Source organism: Streptomyces nanshensis (assembly GCF_001751255.1).
Taxonomy (GTDB): domain Bacteria; phylum Actinomycetota; class Actinomycetes; order Streptomycetales; family Streptomycetaceae; genus Streptomyces; species Streptomyces nanshensis_A.
In genome coordinates this window covers 30,818-46,892 of the sequence record NZ_LJGW01000110.1, presented here as the reverse complement: position 1 = coordinate 46,892, position 16,075 = coordinate 30,818, and the positions used below count along the sequence as shown (strand labels likewise).

The window sequence follows — 16,075 nt, the reverse complement described above, 5'->3', positions numbered from 1 at the left end:
TACACCGCGGGCTATACGCGGCTCGGCGCGCTGCGCGGACTGCGGCGCCGCCCGAAGATCGCGGCCGGCTGCCTCGCCGGATGGGCCGCCGCCAACGCCGTGCTCGCGCCCTCGCTGGAGCGCCGGCTGCGGCTGCCCGTCGCCGGATACAGCCTCGCCCTGACGCTGATGGGCGCGGCGGCGCTCGGTGTCGGCGGACGGGTCGGCGCGGGCGCGGCGGCGTTCGTCGGCTCGGACCTGCTGATCGGCCTTCAGGCGGCGGGACGCAAGGTGCCCTCGCAGGAGCTGCTGATCATGGCCGGTTATCTCCTCGGCCAGTACCTCATCACCACCGGCTGGCTCGACCTCCTGGACCGGGAGGCGGCGGAGAACGCGGACGGGGACGCGGCCTAGGTACGACGACAACTACGAGGCCGCGGACCGCAGTTGCCAGGAAGGTCACGCGGGGGGCGGGCGCGTGCGCGTGCGTGGCGGCGCCGTACCGTCCCCACAGGTGACACGGCGGGCATGCGCCCCAACTCCCCGCACATCGCGCCCATCCCGCCCTTCAACGGACACGTGAACTCCTGATATTTTCAACTCGACGGCATCGGGCTGAAGTTCACATCGGTTCCGCTCGTCTGTGGTGTTCCCGCACATACTTGACACCCCTTCAGGAGGTAGCGCGTGAGCGGTGCGCTGCCGAGCGGCCAGACCGCACCCACGGTGCTGCGCATCGTCCTGGGCAAGCGGCTCCGCGAGCTGCGGGAGGGGCGCGGTCTCGGTCTGTCCGACGCCGCCCGGGTGCTGGACGTCAACCAGCTCACGGTGCGCCGCCTGGAGAGCGGGCAGGTCGGCTTCAAACTCCCGTATGTACGGGCGCTGTTGGAGCTGTACGACGTGTCGCCCGCCGAGACGCGGGAGTTCACCGAGCTGACCGGGCGGGCCAACGAGCCGGGCTGGTGGCACACCTTCCGCGACGCGCTGCCGGAGTGGTTCCGCGCGTACGTCAGCCTGGAGACCTCCGCCAGCGTGCTGCGCGTCTACGAACCGCACTACGTCACCGGCCTGTTGCAGACCCCCGACTACGCGCGCTCGGTCATCGGCGCCGGATTCCCCGAGGCGCCCGGCGACGCCCTGGAGCAGCGCGTCGAACTGCGCCTGCGCCGCCAGAAGTTGATGGACTCCCCGAACGCACCGGCCCTGTGGGTCGTGATGGAGGAGGCCGCGCTGCTGCGCGCCGTCGGCGGACGGCGGCTGATGCGCGGCCAGATCGATCGCCTTCTCGACGTGCTGGACCACCCCGGCATCGCCCTGCGTATCCTTCCGCTCTCCGCCGGCGCGCACTCGGGGACCAGCGGCCACTTCACGTACTTCCGTTTCGAGGAACGGGAGTTGCAGGACATCGTCTACACCGAGGTGGGGCTCACCAGCGCCCTCTACTACGACCAGCACAGCGACGTCGTCACCCATCTCGAGACGCACAACCGCATGTCCCAGCTCGCCACGGCGCGCATCCCCGACGCCCGCGCGTATCTGACGGACCTGCGCAAGGAGTACGGCAAGTGACACCCGGAACCGGGCGGGCGCCCGGAACCGGCACCCGCCACGAGAAGGACACGGAAGGCCCGATGAGCAGCGAACCCCGCACGGAGATCGACACCAGCAAGCCCCACTCGGCCCGTATGTACGACTACTACCTGGGCGGCAAGGACTGGTATCCCGTCGACCAGGAGGCCGCCGAGAAGGTCATGGCGGTGCTGCCCGGCGCCCGCGCGAGCTGTCTGGCCAACCGCGGCTTCATGCACCGGGTCGTGCGCTGCCTCGCAGGGGAGTACGGGATACGCCAGTTCGTCGACATCGGCACGGGCATCCCCACCGAGCCCAACCTCCACCAGGTCGCGCAGGCGGTCGCCCCCGAGTGCCGTGTGGTCTACGCCGACCACGACCCCGTCGTCCTGGAGTACGCCGACGCGCTGCTGCGCGGCACCCCCGAGGGCCGCACCACCTATGTGCAGGCGGACGTGCGCTGGGACGACATCCTCGGCGCGAAGCGGGTGCGCGAGACCCTCGACCTGGACCAGCCGGTCGCGCTCTCGCTCAACGCGCTGCTGCACTTCGTCACGGACGAGTACGAGCCGTACCGGCTGGTGGCCTCGATGGTCGACCGGCTCGCCCCCGGAAGCTTCCTCGCGCTGTCCTACGCCACCGCGGAGTTCGACTCCTCCATGAACAAGGTGGCGGAGGTCTACCGGGCGGAGGGCACTCCGCTCCAGCTCCGTCCCCAGAGCGAAGTGGCGGAGTTCTTCGCGGGGTTGGAGCTGCTGGAACCCGGTCTGGTGCCGATCGGCGAGTGGCGTCCGGACGGCGAGGCGGTCGCGGCGCCCGCGTACGGGGGCGTGGCCCGCAAGCCGGCCTGAACCGGGGGCGGTTGAGCCGAGCCCGGGGCCTGCGTGCCTCTGCGCCGGCCCGCGGCGCCCGTCGACTGCCGCCCGTGAGCGCTCCGTTGGGCGTTCCGCTGCCCGGCCCGGCCGTCACGTCGGCGGGTTGCCGTGCTTGCGCTCCGGCACCGCGGCGTGCTTCTCGCGCAGCATGGCCAGTGCCCCGGTCAGGACGCGGCGGGTCTCGCCCGGGTCGATCACATCGTCCACGAGACCGCGTTCGGCCGCGTAGTACGGGTGCATCAGCTCCGTCTGGTACTGCTTGATCAGCCTTTGCCGGGTCTCCCCGGGGGTGTCGGAGGCGGCGATCTCCCGGCGGAAGACCACGTTCGCCGCGCCCTCCGCGCCCATCACCGCGATCTCGTTCGTCGGCCAGGCGAAGGCGAGGTCGGCGCCCGTGCCACCGCGCTGCGCTACCACAACGTCTACGGGCCGCAGATGCCGTACGAGAGCCCGTACTCCGGCGTCGCCTCCGTCTTCCGCTCCGCCGTCGCCCGTGGCGAGGCGCCGCGCGTCTTCGAAGACGGCGGCCCGCGCCGCGACTTCGTGCACGTCGCGGACGTGGCCTCGGCGAACGTGGCGGCCGTCGAGCGGGACGAGCCCGGCTTCCGCGCCTTCAACGTCGCCAGCGGCGAGCCGCACACCATCGGTGAGCTGGCCGCCGGGCTGGCCTCCGCGGTGGGCGCCCCGGAGCCCGTCGTCACCGGGGAGTACCGCATCGGCGACGTACGGCACATCGTCGCCTCGCCCCGCCGGCTCATGGACGAGCTGGGCTGGCGCCCCGAGGTCGGATTCGCGCGCGGCATGAAGGAGTTCGCCGCCGCCCCGATGCGGGGCGGCGGCGAGGGGGAGCCGGAGACGTACTCACGGGGGCCGGCTCCCCGGTCCCCCGGTACTTAGGCCCCGTCCGTCAGACCTTCGCCTCGGCGTTCGCTCCCGGTCCGTCTCCACGAGGGCCGGGAGTTCCGTCGTCCGCGGGACGGCGGGAGAGGCGGCTCGGCCACCACATCCGCCGGTCCAGGTCCACCGTCAGCGCGGGCACCAGGACGGACCGGACGATGAAGGTGTCGAGCAGGATGCCCAGCGCCACCACGAAGCCCAGCTCGATCCACAGCACCAGCGGCAGCACCGTGAGCACCGCGAACGTGGCCGCGAGCACGATGCCCGCCGAGGTGATCACGCCGCCGGTGACGGTCAGGCCCCGTACGGTGCCCTGCCGTGTGCCGTGCCGTGCCGCCTCCTCGTGGATACGGCCCATGAGGAAGATGTTGTAGTCCACGCCCAGCGCGACGAGGAAGACGAACGCCAGCAGCGGCAGCGACGAATCGACCGCCGGGAAGCCGAAGAGGCCCTCGAAGACCAGGGTGGAGACCCCGAGCGCCGCCGCGAACGAGACGACGACCGTCGCGATCAGGACCAGCGGTGCCGTCACCGCCCGCAGCAGCAGCCCGAGGATCACCAGGATCACCAGCAGCACGAACGGGATCACCACCTTGGCGTCCTCGACGTTGCTGTCCGCCAGGTCCATGTTGATGGCGCTGTGCCCGCCGACGAGGGCGTCACCGCCCGGCACCGCGTGCACCCGCTCCCGCAGGTCCTTCAGCACCCGGTGCTCGCCGTCGGAGTCCGGCGCCTTGTCCAGCGTGACGATCGTCAGGGCGGTGCCGTTCCGGCTGCCCGCGGGCTGTGCCGAGGCGACGCCCGGTGTGCCGCGTACCGCCGAGAGGACCTCGTCGGCCTTGTCCTCGTTGCTGATGACGTGCGCGGGACGTGTGAGCCCCGGCTCGAAGTGGCGCATCATCGCGTCCTGCGCGCTGATGGACTCCGGCCTGTCGCGGAAGCCGTCGGCCTCGCGCAGATCGGTGTTCATCGTCAGCAGTCCGCCGGAGAGCACCACCAGCCCCGCCGCCGTGACGAGCCAGGTGCGGCGCGGACGGTTCGAGACCAGCGAGGCCACGCGGGACCACAGACGCGTCGACTCCTTCGCCTGCGAGCCGTAATGCGGAATCGCCGGCCAGAAGACCCAGCGCCCGAGGATCACCAGCAGCGCGGGCAGCAGCACCAGCATGGCGAGCAGCGCGCTCGCGACACCGATCAGCCCGATCGGTCCCAGCCCCTTGTTGGAGGTGAGGTCGGCGGCCAGCAGGCACAGCAGCCCCGCGCCGACGGTCGCCGCCGAGGCCATGATGGCCGGGCCGGAGTTGCGCAGCGCGGCCTTCATCGCCTCGTGCCGGTCCTCGTGACGGCGCAGCTCCTCCCGGTAGCGGGCGATGAGCAGCAGCGCGTAGTCGGTGCCCGCGCCGTAGGTGAGGACGACCAGGATGAAGGCGCTGAGACTGGTCACGGTGATCGCGCCGTCCTTCGCCACCGCGTACACCAGCGCCTGGCCCACCTCCGCGCCGAGACCCACCGTCAGCAGCGGCACCAGCCACAGCACCGGACTGCGGTAGATCAGCAGCAGCAGGACCGCCACGACGCCCACGGTCGCCAGCAGCACCCGTACGTCCAGGCCCTCGAAGCTCTTGAGCTGGTCCGCGAGGACGCCGGCCGGGCCGCCGACCCACACATGCAGCCCGTCACCGCCCGTGCCCGTCGTCGCGCGGATCTCCTTGACGGCGTCCTTCGCGGCGTCTCCCTCCTTGCCCTTCTCGTTGGGCGGCAGGGTGATGCCGTAGACCAGGGCCTTGCCGTCCCGGGAGGTCTCCACGCGGATCGGCCGCCCGTTGTCGGCCTCGGTGAACTTCGACTTCAGCTTCTCCAAGTCCCGCTCGGCGCGGGCCTTGTCGGCGGGTGTGACCCCGGAGGACCGCTCGTAGACGACGGCGGCCCGCTGGTCGCTGCCCGCCGTGATCTTCTGACGCAGCTCCACGACGCGGGTGGACTCGGCGCTCTGCGGCAGATAGCTGACGTAGTCGTCCTGGGTGATGGAGAACAGCTTCCCGGCCAGGGGGCCGAGTACGACGACGAGCGCCAGCCACAGACCGAGGACGAGCCACTTCGCCCTGCGGCCTGCGGGCAACGCGAGCAGGGAGCGCATCGCGAACCTCCGGGAGTAGTCTGCGGATTCTTCGCTCCCATGTTCCGGGCCGTCAGATCCCGATCCGTCGGCCGCGAGGATGGAAACGGCGCTACTTCCCGGGTCCACGCGCCCCGCCCGCGTCCCCTCCCGTACTACACGGGGAGTAGGCGACGGGGGACGCCGCGTGCGGCTAGGCTTCCGGGGATGACCAGACGGCTGAACGGGTGGCTGGGCGGACGGTCGGGCGGGCGCTGGTCCGACCTTCCGTGGGCGGTGCTGCTGACGGCGGGTGTCGTGGTCGGCACCGTGCTGGTGCCGCGGTCCGGAGTCCACGTACGTCCCCTCGACGCCTACGGATTCGCGCTCCTCGCACTGCCCGGGCTCGCCCTGACGTTCCGCCGCCGCCTGCCGACGTCCGTCGCGGTCTTCACCGTGCTGTGCTGCATCGCCTACTACCGGCTGCGGTATCCGGGCATCTTCGCGGGCGCGCCCGCGCTGCTCGCGATCTACTTCTGCGCCGCCTCCGGGCGGCGGGCGCGGGCGCTGACGGCGGCCTTCGGCTTCACCCTCGGCATGCTGCTGGTCGTCTCCATGCCCGACTGGGACTCGCCGTCGCTGGAGACCGGCTTCCTGTGGGTGACCGGGTGGGTCGTGGCGATAGTGGTCATCGGCGAGGTCGTGCGCAGCCGCCGGGCGTATCTCCACGAAGTCGAGCAGCGGGCCGCCGAGGCCGAACGCACCCGTGAGGAGGCCGCGTTACGGCGGGCGGGCGAGGAACGGCTGTGGATCGCCCAGGAGTTGCACGACACCCTCACGCACAACATCTCCGTCATCAACGTCCAGGTGGGCGCGGCGACCCATCTCTTCGAACGCAGACCCGAGCAGGTCGGCGCCGCGCTGGAGGCCATCAAGGAGGCCAGCCGGGAGGCGATGAACGAACTCCGCGCCACCCTGCACGACTTGCGGCAGGGCGAGAGCGACGCGGAGATGGACGAGCCGCCGGGCATCGCGCGCCTGCCGCGCCTGGTGGAGCGCGCCGCGGCGGCCGGCGCCCCCGCCACGCTGGAGACGGCCGGCCAGGAGCGGAAGCTCCCCGAGGAGGTCGACCGCGCGGTCTACCGCATCGTGCAGGAGTCCCTGACGAACGTGCTGCGGCACGCCCGCGGCGCCTCCGTGACCGTGCGCGCCGACTACCGTCCCGACCGGCTGGTGCTCAGCGTCGAGAACGACGGCGTCGGCGCGGAGACGGGGGCGCGCGGCTCCGGTATGGGACTCCTCGGCATGCGGGAGCGTGCGGTCGCCGCGGGCGGCTCGCTGGAGGCAGGGCCCCGCCCGGAGGGCGGGTTCCGGGTGTGTGCCGAACTTCCGACCTCGAAAAGGTAGGGGCTGAGCGTGATCGACGTACTGCTGGCCGACGACCAGATGCTGATCCGGGCGGGCTTCCGCGCGCTGCTGGACTCGGAGGACGACATCCGCGTGGTCGCCGAGGCCCGCGACGGCGAGGAGGCCGTACGGCTCGCGCTGGAACACCGGCCCGACATCGCGCTGATGGACGTGCGGATGCCGCAGCTCGACGGCATCCAGGCCACCCGCAGGATCAGCGCGCTGCCCGAACTGGCCTCCGTGCGCGTGGTGATGCTCACCAACTACGCCGTCGACGAGTACGTCTTCGCCGCGCTGCGGGCCGGGGCGAGCGGCTTCATGGTCAAGGACATGGAGCCCGCCGAACTGCTGCAGTCCGTACGGGTCGTCGCGGGCGGCGAGGCGCTGCTCTCGCCCGTGGTCACGCGGCGGCTCATCGAGGAGTTCGTGGCCAGCCCGCCGCTGCGTCCGCGTTCCGTACCGGTGCTGGACCCCCTCACCGACCGGGAGCGGGAGGTGATGACGCTGGTCGCCGCCGGACTGAGCAACGACGAGATCGCGGAGCACCTGACGATCAGTCCCACCACCGCCAAGACCCATGTGAGCCGGACGATGACGAAGCTCGGCGCCCGTGACCGCGCCCAACTCGTCGTCATCGCCTACGAGTCGGGGCTGGCCACCCCGGGCGGCCCGGCGGCCGCGGAGACCGGCGCGGACCCGGCCCCCGGCGCGGTGTCCGACGCGGGCGGCGGCACCGGCGGCGTCTGACCGAGTATCCCGGGCCGCGTGTGACGGGGCGCCCGCCCCGGTCCGCCTCTCCCCGGCCCTTCTGACGGGCGGCCGTGACGACGGCCGTACCCGCATTCGACCCCCTCTCTAGTGACGGACGGCAGCGTGCAGTTGGCCTCCCCGGCTTCCGCACGCAGGAGTACCGACGACAGAGGGGAACACCGACGATGGCTGAGACCTCGTGGGGCACGGACGAATCAGGCGTACCGCCCGCCCAGGAGCTGATGCGCCTGGCCCGCGGCTACATGGCCTCCCAGATCGTGGGAGCGGCGGCCCGGCTCGGGCTGGCCGAGCACCTGGCCGAGGGCCCCCGTACGACATCCCAACTGGCCGCCGCCGTCGGAGCGGACGAGGACGCCCTGCTGCGCTTTCTGCCCACTTCGGGGAGACCGGCCGCGTCTGCGAGCGGCCCGCCTCCCCGGCACAGCGCCGCCGGGTGCTCGTGCTCACCGCGGTGGCGGTGCTGGCGACCGCCGTGGGGTACGGCGCCGACGGTGCCCTCGGCACGTTCGAGCCGGGCCACGTCATGGCGCTGGTCGGACTCTGACGGGCGGCGCCACCGGCGCTGCGAAGTCCGGTGCCCGCGAGGGCGGTTGGGGCAAGCCGAGGTGCCGGGCAGACCGGATGACGGGGCCGGTCCCGTGCCTCCCCGGTTCGGGCCCGGGCGCGTAGGTGCGTCGGCAGGCGGCGCCCGGGAGCCGGGGAGCCGCCTTCGGGCCGACCGCTCAGCGCCTCAGTGACCGTCCAGCGCCTCAGTGACCGTCCTCCGCCGGTACCACCACGACCGGGCAGTGCGCGTGGTGCAGCGCCGCCTGGCTGACGGAGCCCAGCAGCATCCCCGTGAAGCCGCCGAGGCCCCGCGCCCCGACGACCAGCATGCGCGCGCCCTTGCTCGCGTCGATGAGGCTCTCGCGGACGCGGCCGCGTACGACGTGCCGCTCCGCGCGTACATCGGGGTACCGCTCGCCCAGCCCGGACAGCGCCTCGGAGAGCAACGCCTCCTCCTCGTCCCGGAGTTCACCGGGTTTGCGCGCGTACGCCTCCGAGGGGTCCCGCGGCGGAACCGGCGGCGCCGACCACTCGGACCACACATGTGCCGCCATCAGATCCGCCCCGCGCAGCGACGCCTCGGCGAAGGCGAAGTCGATCGCGCAGCGGTTCGCGGGGGAGCCGTCCACGCCGACCATCACCGGCCCGGCGGGCTCCGGCCGACCGCGCAGCACCAGTACGGGACAGCGGGCGTGCGCCGCCAGATGCACCGCGACCGAGCCCAGCAGCATCCCCGCGAAGCTGCCCAGCCCCCTGCTGCCGACGACCATCAGCGTCGCCGTACGCGAGAGCCGGCCCAGTACGGGCAGCGGCTCGCCCTGTACGACGGAGCCGGTCACCTCGATCCCGGGCTCGGCGGACCGGGCCCGCTCGACCGCCTCGCCGACGTACCCCTCCGCCTCGTCGACGAGCGCCTCCGTCACGGAGCCGGCCAGCGCGGCGCCCGAAAGAAGCGGGGCGGAGGGCCAGTTGAGGACGTGCACCACCTGCAGGCCGACCCCGTGCAGCGCCGCCTCACCGGCCGCGTGCGCGGCGGCGTCGAGGCTCGAAGGGGATCCGTCCACGCCGACGACGACATCGTTGCTGCTCGTCTCCACCGCCACGCTCCTCTCGTCTCGCTGCTGCCCCGGTCTCAGCCGGAGGGCCGCCGTACGGAGATGTTCCGCGCCTCGGAACCGGGCTCGGCGACGGGCACCGTCACCGTGAGGATGCCGTCCTCGTAGTCCGCCGCGGCGTCGTCCGTACGGGCGCCCGCGGGCAGCCGCACGGCCCGGGCCATCGCCCCGTAGTGGAACTCGGAGTGGCCCTTGTCCCCGGCCCTCTCGGTCCGTTCGGCCTTGATCGTCAGCATGTCGCCCTCGACCGTGATGTCCACGTCCCGGTCGGGATCGATGCCCGGCAGCTCGGCCCTGAGCGTGAACTCGCCGTCCGTCATGCCCTCTTCGACGCGGATGGTGTGGGCGCCGGAGCGCAGCGTCGGCACGGCGGGGAAGTCCGGGATCATCCAGTCGAACAGGTCGGGGAGCGTGGCTCCGGTGTGCCGGCGTTCCACTGGTGCAGGCATGTCCGCTCCTCTCGCGGTTCCTCTCGGAGTGACGTCGGGTCGCCATCCAGGGTCGGGCCCGAGGGACGAGCGGTACGAGGGCCGGACGGGCCGGTGACGGGGACGTACGGTCCCGCCGGACGCGGCCCACCCGCCCCCGTACGGATCCGGCGGGCCCCGTCCGTCCGGCTCCGCGTCGCCGTCCCGCTCCCGTACCGGGACCATCGGCCCTCCCCGTGGAGGGACCTTCGGAGCTGGCCGGGCACGCTCGGGCCTTGGACCCTGGAGATGCGGGCCGTACCACTCGGCCCGGCCCGGAACCGCACACATCCCGGAGAAGGGGGCCGACATGGCGCACCGAGGGGACGTACGCGACCGCGACCGGCGGGCCGCGGGCGCGCACCGGCAGGACCGGGCGGACGGAGCGTCCCTGCGCGCCGTCGCCGACGTCATGACGCACACCGTCGTCGCGGTGGGACGGCAGGCCACGTTCAAGGACGTCGCCGAGAACATGCACGAGTGGCGTGTGAGCGGCATGCCCGTGGTGGAGGCCGACGGCCGCGTCATCGGGGTCGTGACGGAGGCGGACCTGCTGGCCAAGGAGGAGTACCGCGACGGCGTCCCGAACTTGAACGAGCCGCGCGAACGCATGGAGCGGCTGCTGAAGTCGGGAGCCCTCACGGCCGGGGAGATGATGAGCACCCCGGCGATCTCCGTCCACCAGGACGCGCGGGTCACCGAGGCCGCGCGGATCATGGCGTGGAAGGGCGTCAAGCGGCTGCCCGTGGTGGACGGCGCGGGACGGCTGGTCGGCATCGTCAGCCGCAGCGACCTGCTGAAGGTGTTCCTGCGCAGCGACGAGGAGATCGCGGAGGAGATCCGGCAGGAGGTGCTGGGTCTGCTGCCGGACGCTGCGCCCACGCTGCGCGTCCAGGTCGACGAGGGCCTGGCCACGGTGCGCGGCACGCTGGACGACCGCTCGCTCGTGCCCGTCGCCGCCCGGCTCATCCGTTCGGTCGAAGGCGTCGTGGACGTGGACTTCGACCTGGACTGAGCGGCCGGAGCGGTGCCCGGGAGCCGGTGCCGGCCAGGCCCCCGCTGACGGTGGCCGTGCGGACTCCCGCCCGTGGGCGGACCGTTGAGAGGCACGGGTACGAACCGAGGGAGACCTCTGATGGAACACCGGACTGTCAACGACCTGATGACGCGGGCCGTGGTGCGGGTGCGCGACGACGCCACGTTCAAGAAGATCGCCCGCGTCATGGCGGACAACGACGTCACGGCCCTCCCGGTGGTCGACGAGGACGAGCACCCGGTGGGCGTGGTCTCCGAGGCCGACCTGGTCGGCAAGCAGGCCGGGCAGCCCGACCCGGCGGGCCTGCTCCCCGCGCACGAGCCACGGGCCGGCAGCCGTACGCCCGGCGAGGCCGCCACCGCGGACGAGTTGATGACCAGCCCCGCCGTCGTCGCCCGTCCCGAGTGGAACGTGGTGGAGGCGGCCCGTGTGATGGCGGACGGGCACGTCAAGCGGCTGCCCGTGGTGAACGAGGCGGGCCGCCTCGTCGGCATCCTCAGCCGCGCGGACCTGCTGCGCGTCTTTCTGCGCCGGGACTCCGCGATCCAGGAGGAGATCACCCGCGACGTGCTGGAGCGGACGCTCGGCCTGGCGGCGCGGCAGTTGAACGTACAGGTCAGGGACGGCTGTGTGACGCTGCGCGGCGAGGTGGAACAGCCCCATCTCGTCCCGGTCGTCGAGCGGTTGGTGCAGAGCGTGGACGGCGTGGTCAAGGTGCGCAGCCATCTGGACACCACGCCGAGAGCGGCCTGATCACAGAGCGGCCTGACGAGACGGAACAGGCGGAACAGGCGGAACAGGCGGAACAGGTGGAAGCAGAGGCGGAAGGGAAGAGAGGCAGAGGTCATGTCCGGAGGTGTCGCGGTCGGTCTGGACGGCACACGGGAGAGCCTCGCGGCGGCGGGCTGGGCGGCCCGTGAGGCGCTGGCCAGGGACGCTTCCCTGGAACTGGTCCAGGTACGGGAGACCGGGGCGTATCCCTCCTCGCCCATCGTCGTCGAGGACCAGGTGGAGCTGGAGCTCTCCGAGAAGATCACCGGCGAGGTGGCCGAGGAGCTGGCCCGGCGTCACCCGGAGCTGCGGACGACGATCACGATGGTCGCGGGGCGCCCGTCCCGCGTGCTCACCGGCCTCTCGCACCGCACCGGGCTGCTGGTGCTGGGCTCCCGCGGGCTCAGCGGAGCCGTCGGGTATGTGATGGGCTCGACCGCGCTGGGGACGGTGGCGCACGCCGTGTGTCCGGTCGTCCTGGTGCGGGCGGAGCCGGACGAGGACGGCACGGACGGTATGGACGGCACCGGCGCCGAGGACGTTCAGGACGCCCGGGAGGCGGCGGACGCGGAGAGCGCGGCGGACGGGCCGTACCGCGCGCGGCACACCGCCCGCGACGCGAGCCCCACCACCGCGGCCGTCGGCGACATCGTCCTCGGGCTCGATCTGGGCCGTCCCTGCGACGCGTTGATCGACTTCGCCTTCCGCGCGGCGTCCCTGCACGCCCGGCGGCTGCGCGTCCTGCACGGCTGGCATCTGCCGCCGGCGCTGGGCTCCACGCCGTCCTATCCGGTCGGCATGGAGATCACCGAGCAGATGCAGGCCGAGGAGACGCGGATGCTGAGGGACGCGCTCGGGCCGTGGCACGAGAAGTTCCCGGACGTCGACGTGGTCCGCGCCGCCGTCCCGGGCCGCGCGCAGGAGATCCTCAAGGAGGCCGCGGAGGACGCGTCGCTGCTCGTGGTCGGGCGCCGCATCCGGCAGCAGCGCCTCGGCACCCACATCGGGCCCGTCGCCCACGCCGTCGTGCATCACGTCCGTACTCCCGTCGCGGTCGTGCCGCACGCGTAACGGCCGCACGCGTAACGGCCGCAGAGACAGCGGCCGCACGCGTCACGCGTACGAGGCTCGCTCACGTCCCGCGGCGGCGGGCGCAGGAGAAACCTGTCGCGGTCTGGCCTTCGCGGAGGGCTCGGGAGAAAATGACCAGGCCGCTCCGTCGCATGTCAGGGGCGCTTCGCACGTTCAACGGGAGGAACTGGCGTGACGCCAACACAGCTTCGGGCGTTCGCCGCCGTCGTCCGTCTCAGCTCCGTCAAGCAGGCCGCCGCCGACCTCTCGGTGTCCGAGGCGGCGGTCTCGATGCACATCGCACATCTGCGCAAGGAGCTGGGCGACAAGCTGTTCACGCGTACGGCAGCCGGGCTCGCCTTCACACCGGGCGGGCTGCGGCTGGCGAGCCGGGCCTCGGAGATGCTGGGGCTCCAGGCCCGCACCGTGCTCGAAGTGAGCCAGGCGGGGGCCGGACGGAGAATGCTGCGCATCGCCGCGTCGAACCTCTTCGCCGAGCACGCGGCGCCCGGCCTCATCGAGCTGTTCGCGAGCCGCGCCGACGATCTGGACGTGGAGCTGAGCGAGCACAGCCCGCAGCGGTTCGCCGGTCTGCTGCTCGCCCGCGAGGTGGACGTCGCGATCGGGCCGCGTCCGGGGACGGTCGACGGCTCCGTGAGCTGTACGCCCTTCCTCAACTACCAGGTGATGGCGGTCGTCAGCCCCGACCACCCGCTGTGCGGGGTCGCCTCGCCCAGCGTCAGTCAACTCCGGGAGCAGACCTGGCTGTTGGGCCCCTCCGCGGCCGACCGGGTCGGGCTCGTACCGTCCCTGCTGCGCAAGATCAACGTCCCCGAGACACATCAGCAGATCTTCCAGAGCCACGCGGCGGCCGTCGAGGAGGCCAAGCGCGGCAAGGGCATCGCGCTGGCGGTGGCCTTCGCCGTCTCGCAGGACATCGCGGGCGGCTATCTGCGGCCGCTCTCCGGCACGTACACCCAGGCCAAGGGCGCCTGGAACATCCTGACCCTCAGCGGATCGGGCGCACCGTCCGCGGCGGCCGAGCTGACGCGGTTCGTCACGACGCCGCGCGCCACCCAGGCGATGCTCCGCGGCGCGGGCGTCACCGCCGGACGGTTCCGCCCGGCGATCCATGTGACCCTCTGGAGCTAGGGCGTGTCCGGAAAGTCCCGTCTGGGGTGCGGGCCCTGGCACGCACGCTCTCCCCCGCTTCGCGGGAGGTGCCCCCAGCGTTGTCGATCGTCGGCGCAGCACGCTGCGCTCTCTCCCCCTGGGCCTGACGGCCCGGGTGGTGCCCCCACCTCCGCCTTGCGATCGCACGCACCAGACCCCGCGCCCCCGCCCTGCCCAGCAGGGCGACGACGCTACTTTCCGGACACGCCCTAGCGTCCGGCCGCGGCATGACGACGCGGGCGGGGCCCCGCGGCGGCCGGGGCCGCGCTGCGGGAGATCTCGGCGACCACAGCGGCCAGCGAGCCGAAGGTGTCCGCGGGCAGCAGCAGATCGCAGTGCGGCAGGGCCGCGGCCATCGCCGCGACGCGCGGTTCGAACCCGGGGGCGGAGGCCCGCGGATTCATCCAGATCACCTTGTACGCACGGCGGTTGAGCCACGCCATGACGGCGCTCAGCTCCTCCGGGGGGTCGGAGTCCCAGCCGTCGGAGCCGATGATCACGACCGCTCCCCGCAGCCGGTCACCGTGGTGCGAGGTGAGCAGCGTACGGAGACTGGCCGCGATCCTCGTGCCGCCGAAGCGGTCGGTGACCTTCGCCGTGGCCTCCTCGACGGCGGTCTGCGCGGAGCGGTGCGAGAGGGCGCCGGTCAGCCGCGTCAGCGACGTACCGAAGGCGAAGACCTCCGCGTGCGCGGTGCGCGCCAGCGCCCGCATCAGATGGAGATACGCCGTGGCCTGCGCCTGCATCGACTTGCTGACGTCGCACACCATCACCACGCGCCGCGGCTTGCGGGCGGGCCCGGACCGCACCAGCTCCATCGGCTCCCAGCCGGTGCGCCGGGAGCGGGCCACGGTCGCTCGGAAGGCGATACGGCGGCCGGGCGCGCGGCTGGTGAAGCGGCGGGAGCGCCGCAGCGGCCAGTCGCGTACGGCCGACTCCAGCCATCGGCCCAGCAACGCCGTCTCCTCCGGGGAGAGTTGCTCGAACGGCGTGTCCACCGGAGCGTCCGTCCCGCTGGGCAGCCGCTCGGGCACCGCGAAGGAGCCGTCCGCGTCCCGCGAACCCGCCACGGCCTGGGGGCGCGTCACCCACGGCAGGGGGCCCGCCGCGGACGGGGACTCCGGCGGTACGGCCGGCGGTGAGTCGCCGGAGTCGTCGGCGTGCGGGGTGCCGCCGAGGCTGTCGCGCCGAGCGTTCGGGTCCATCTCCAGGACGGCGTCGTCGAAGACGGCCGCGAACACCCGGTCGAACAGGGCCAGTTCGGAGTGCGCCCGGACGAGGGAGATCCGCGCGCTCCAGTACAGCGCGGTACGGGTCAGCGGCGGCGAGGCCGCGAGCGCCCCTACGAAGACCTCGGTCGAGGTGAGGTCCACCGGCACTCCGCCCGCGCGCAGGCGCGCCGACAGGGCGACGGCGAACGCCGCCCTGTCGACATGCCGCAGCAGCGGTGCGACCGCCGGATCGGAGGACATCGAGCGTCAGGAGACGACGAGCCAGACGACCACCGCGACGACGACGATGAGGCCGGCGACCGCGGGGATCAGGCGCTTGTAGACCGAACTCCCGGCCAGGCCCATCAGATCCAGGGGCTGCGACTCCGACTCCCGGGCCGACGCCCTCGGCGCGGACGCCGTGGCGGGCGCCGAGTTCTGCGCCGCGTCGGGGGTCTTCGCGGCGGCGGCGCCGTTGGTCCCGCCGGTGGTGGCGGTGGCGGCGGAGGAAGCGGAGGGCGCCGGCTCCTGCGTACGCGCTCCCGCTCCCGCTCCCGTCCCCGTCCCCGTCCCCGCTCCTGCTTCCGCGGCGGGCGCGCTCGGCGAACCGGCCGCCGCCGTGCCCGTGTCGCCCTCCGCGGCCGGCACGTGCAGCTCCGCCTCCAGGTTCTCCACGAACTGCCCGAGCAGCTTCGTGGAGACCTCCTTGATCATCCCGCTGCCGAACTGGGCGATCTTTCCGGTGATGTTGAGGTCGGTGCTGACGGAGACGACGGTCTTCTCGCCCTCCGCCCGCAGCCGTGCGTCGATGAGCGCGGAGGCGTTGCCCGCGCCGCGCGAGTCCTTGCCCTTGGCGCTGATCACGGCGTGGTGCGCGGCGTCGTCCTTCTCGACGAACTGCGCCGTCCCGGCGTACTGGGAGATCACCGGGCCGACCTTGACCCGTACCTTGCCGGAGTAGACGTCGCCGTCGACGCCGGTGAGCTGCGCACCGGGCAGGCAGGGAGCGATGCCTTCCAGGTCCGTGAGCAGCTTCCAGGCCCGCTCCGCGGGGACACCGACCGTGAACTCGTTGTCGATCTTCATGAGTTC

14 protein-coding genes and 3 pseudogenes are annotated in these 16,075 nt (G+C 72.7%); 11 read left to right on the top strand and 6 right to left on the bottom strand.

Translation table 11 applies throughout. The features are described 5' to 3' along the window. The 3 genes from AN218_RS06025 to AN218_RS06015 form a co-directional block, all read left to right on the top strand. Positions 1–393: lysoplasmalogenase family protein (locus tag AN218_RS06025; protein WP_216311723.1), on the top strand; the 393-nt coding region annotated here is incomplete at its 5' end. Between the two features lie 273 nt (positions 394–666). After that, a complete protein-coding gene (locus AN218_RS06020) occupies positions 667–1,548 on the top strand; it encodes a helix-turn-helix domain-containing protein (RefSeq protein ID WP_070015573.1) in 882 nt (293 codons plus the stop codon). 62 nt (positions 1,549–1,610) lie between these two features. Further along, the gene (locus tag AN218_RS06015; protein WP_070015591.1) at positions 1,611–2,399 is read left to right on the top strand and encodes an SAM-dependent methyltransferase; all 789 of its coding nucleotides are present in this window, start codon (positions 1,611–1,613) and stop codon (positions 2,397–2,399) included. A 114-nt stretch (positions 2,400–2,513) separates the two neighbouring features. Here the strand turns inward: AN218_RS06015 and AN218_RS37895 are convergent. After that, positions 2,514–2,819: pseudogene (locus AN218_RS37895) on the bottom strand (carboxyl transferase domain-containing protein); the annotation flags it as partial. Here AN218_RS37895 and AN218_RS37890 point away from each other — a divergent pair. Continuing rightward, positions 2,811–3,320 (top strand): annotated as a pseudogene (locus AN218_RS37890) (NAD-dependent epimerase/dehydratase family protein); the annotation flags it as partial. The pseudogenes AN218_RS37895 and AN218_RS37890 overlap by 9 nt on opposite strands. Positions 3,321–3,330: 10 nt before the next feature. Here AN218_RS37890 and AN218_RS06005 read toward each other — a convergent pair. Further along, positions 3,331–5,457: an MMPL family transporter gene (locus tag AN218_RS06005; protein WP_070015572.1), complete on the bottom strand. Its 2,127-nt coding sequence runs from the start codon at positions 5,455–5,457 to the stop codon at positions 3,331–3,333. A 186-nt stretch (positions 5,458–5,643) separates the two neighbouring features. On the opposite strand from AN218_RS06005, the gene AN218_RS06000 reads away from it, so the two are divergent. From AN218_RS06000 to AN218_RS39000, 3 genes and pseudogenes are all read left to right on the top strand, one after another. After that, positions 5,644–6,822 (top strand): sensor histidine kinase, encoded by a 1,179-nt coding sequence (locus tag AN218_RS06000; RefSeq protein ID WP_079131860.1) that lies wholly within the window; start codon positions 5,644–5,646, stop codon positions 6,820–6,822. Between the two features lie 9 nt (positions 6,823–6,831). Continuing rightward, the gene (locus AN218_RS05995; RefSeq protein ID WP_070015571.1) at positions 6,832–7,569 is read left to right on the top strand and encodes a response regulator; all 738 of its coding nucleotides are present in this window, start codon (positions 6,832–6,834) and stop codon (positions 7,567–7,569) included. Between the two features lie 188 nt (positions 7,570–7,757). Beyond that, positions 7,758–7,952, top strand: a pseudogene (locus AN218_RS39000) (methyltransferase family protein); the annotation flags it as partial. 390 nt (positions 7,953–8,342) lie between these two features. Here the strand turns inward: AN218_RS39000 and AN218_RS35255 are convergent. Both AN218_RS35255 and AN218_RS35250 read right to left on the bottom strand, forming a co-directional pair. Further along, the gene (locus tag AN218_RS35255) at positions 8,343–9,236 is read right to left on the bottom strand and encodes a universal stress protein (RefSeq protein ID WP_070015570.1); all 894 of its coding nucleotides are present in this window, start codon (positions 9,234–9,236) and stop codon (positions 8,343–8,345) included. Between the two features lie 35 nt (positions 9,237–9,271). Continuing rightward, positions 9,272–9,703 (bottom strand): Hsp20/alpha crystallin family protein, encoded by a 432-nt coding sequence (locus AN218_RS35250; protein WP_070015569.1) that lies wholly within the window; start codon positions 9,701–9,703, stop codon positions 9,272–9,274. Positions 9,704–10,031: 328 nt separating this feature from the next. Here AN218_RS35250 and AN218_RS05980 point away from each other — a divergent pair, with 328 nt between their 5' ends. From AN218_RS05980 to AN218_RS05965, 4 genes are all read left to right on the top strand, one after another. Next, positions 10,032–10,736, top strand: a complete 705-nt coding sequence (locus AN218_RS05980; protein ID WP_079131858.1) for a CBS domain-containing protein — start codon at positions 10,032–10,034, stop codon at positions 10,734–10,736. A 120-nt stretch (positions 10,737–10,856) separates the two neighbouring features. Then, positions 10,857–11,510, top strand: a complete 654-nt coding sequence (locus tag AN218_RS05975; RefSeq protein ID WP_070015568.1) for a CBS domain-containing protein — start codon at positions 10,857–10,859, stop codon at positions 11,508–11,510. A gap of 93 nt (positions 11,511–11,603) precedes the next feature. After that, entirely contained in the window at positions 11,604–12,599 is a 996-nt protein-coding gene (locus tag AN218_RS05970; protein ID WP_070015567.1) for a universal stress protein, read from the top strand. Between the two features lie 192 nt (positions 12,600–12,791). Beyond that, the gene (locus AN218_RS05965; protein WP_070015566.1) at positions 12,792–13,751 is read left to right on the top strand and encodes a LysR family transcriptional regulator; all 960 of its coding nucleotides are present in this window, start codon (positions 12,792–12,794) and stop codon (positions 13,749–13,751) included. A gap of 230 nt (positions 13,752–13,981) precedes the next feature. Here AN218_RS05965 and AN218_RS05960 read toward each other — a convergent pair whose 3' ends face one another. Continuing rightward, positions 13,982–15,244 (bottom strand): vWA domain-containing protein, encoded by a 1,263-nt coding sequence (locus tag AN218_RS05960; protein ID WP_070015565.1) that lies wholly within the window; start codon positions 15,242–15,244, stop codon positions 13,982–13,984. Positions 15,245–15,250: 6 nt separating this feature from the next. Further along, a complete protein-coding gene (locus AN218_RS37885; protein WP_070015564.1) occupies positions 15,251–16,069 on the bottom strand; it encodes an SRPBCC family protein in 819 nt (272 codons plus the stop codon). Positions 16,070–16,075: the final 6 nt, after the last annotated feature.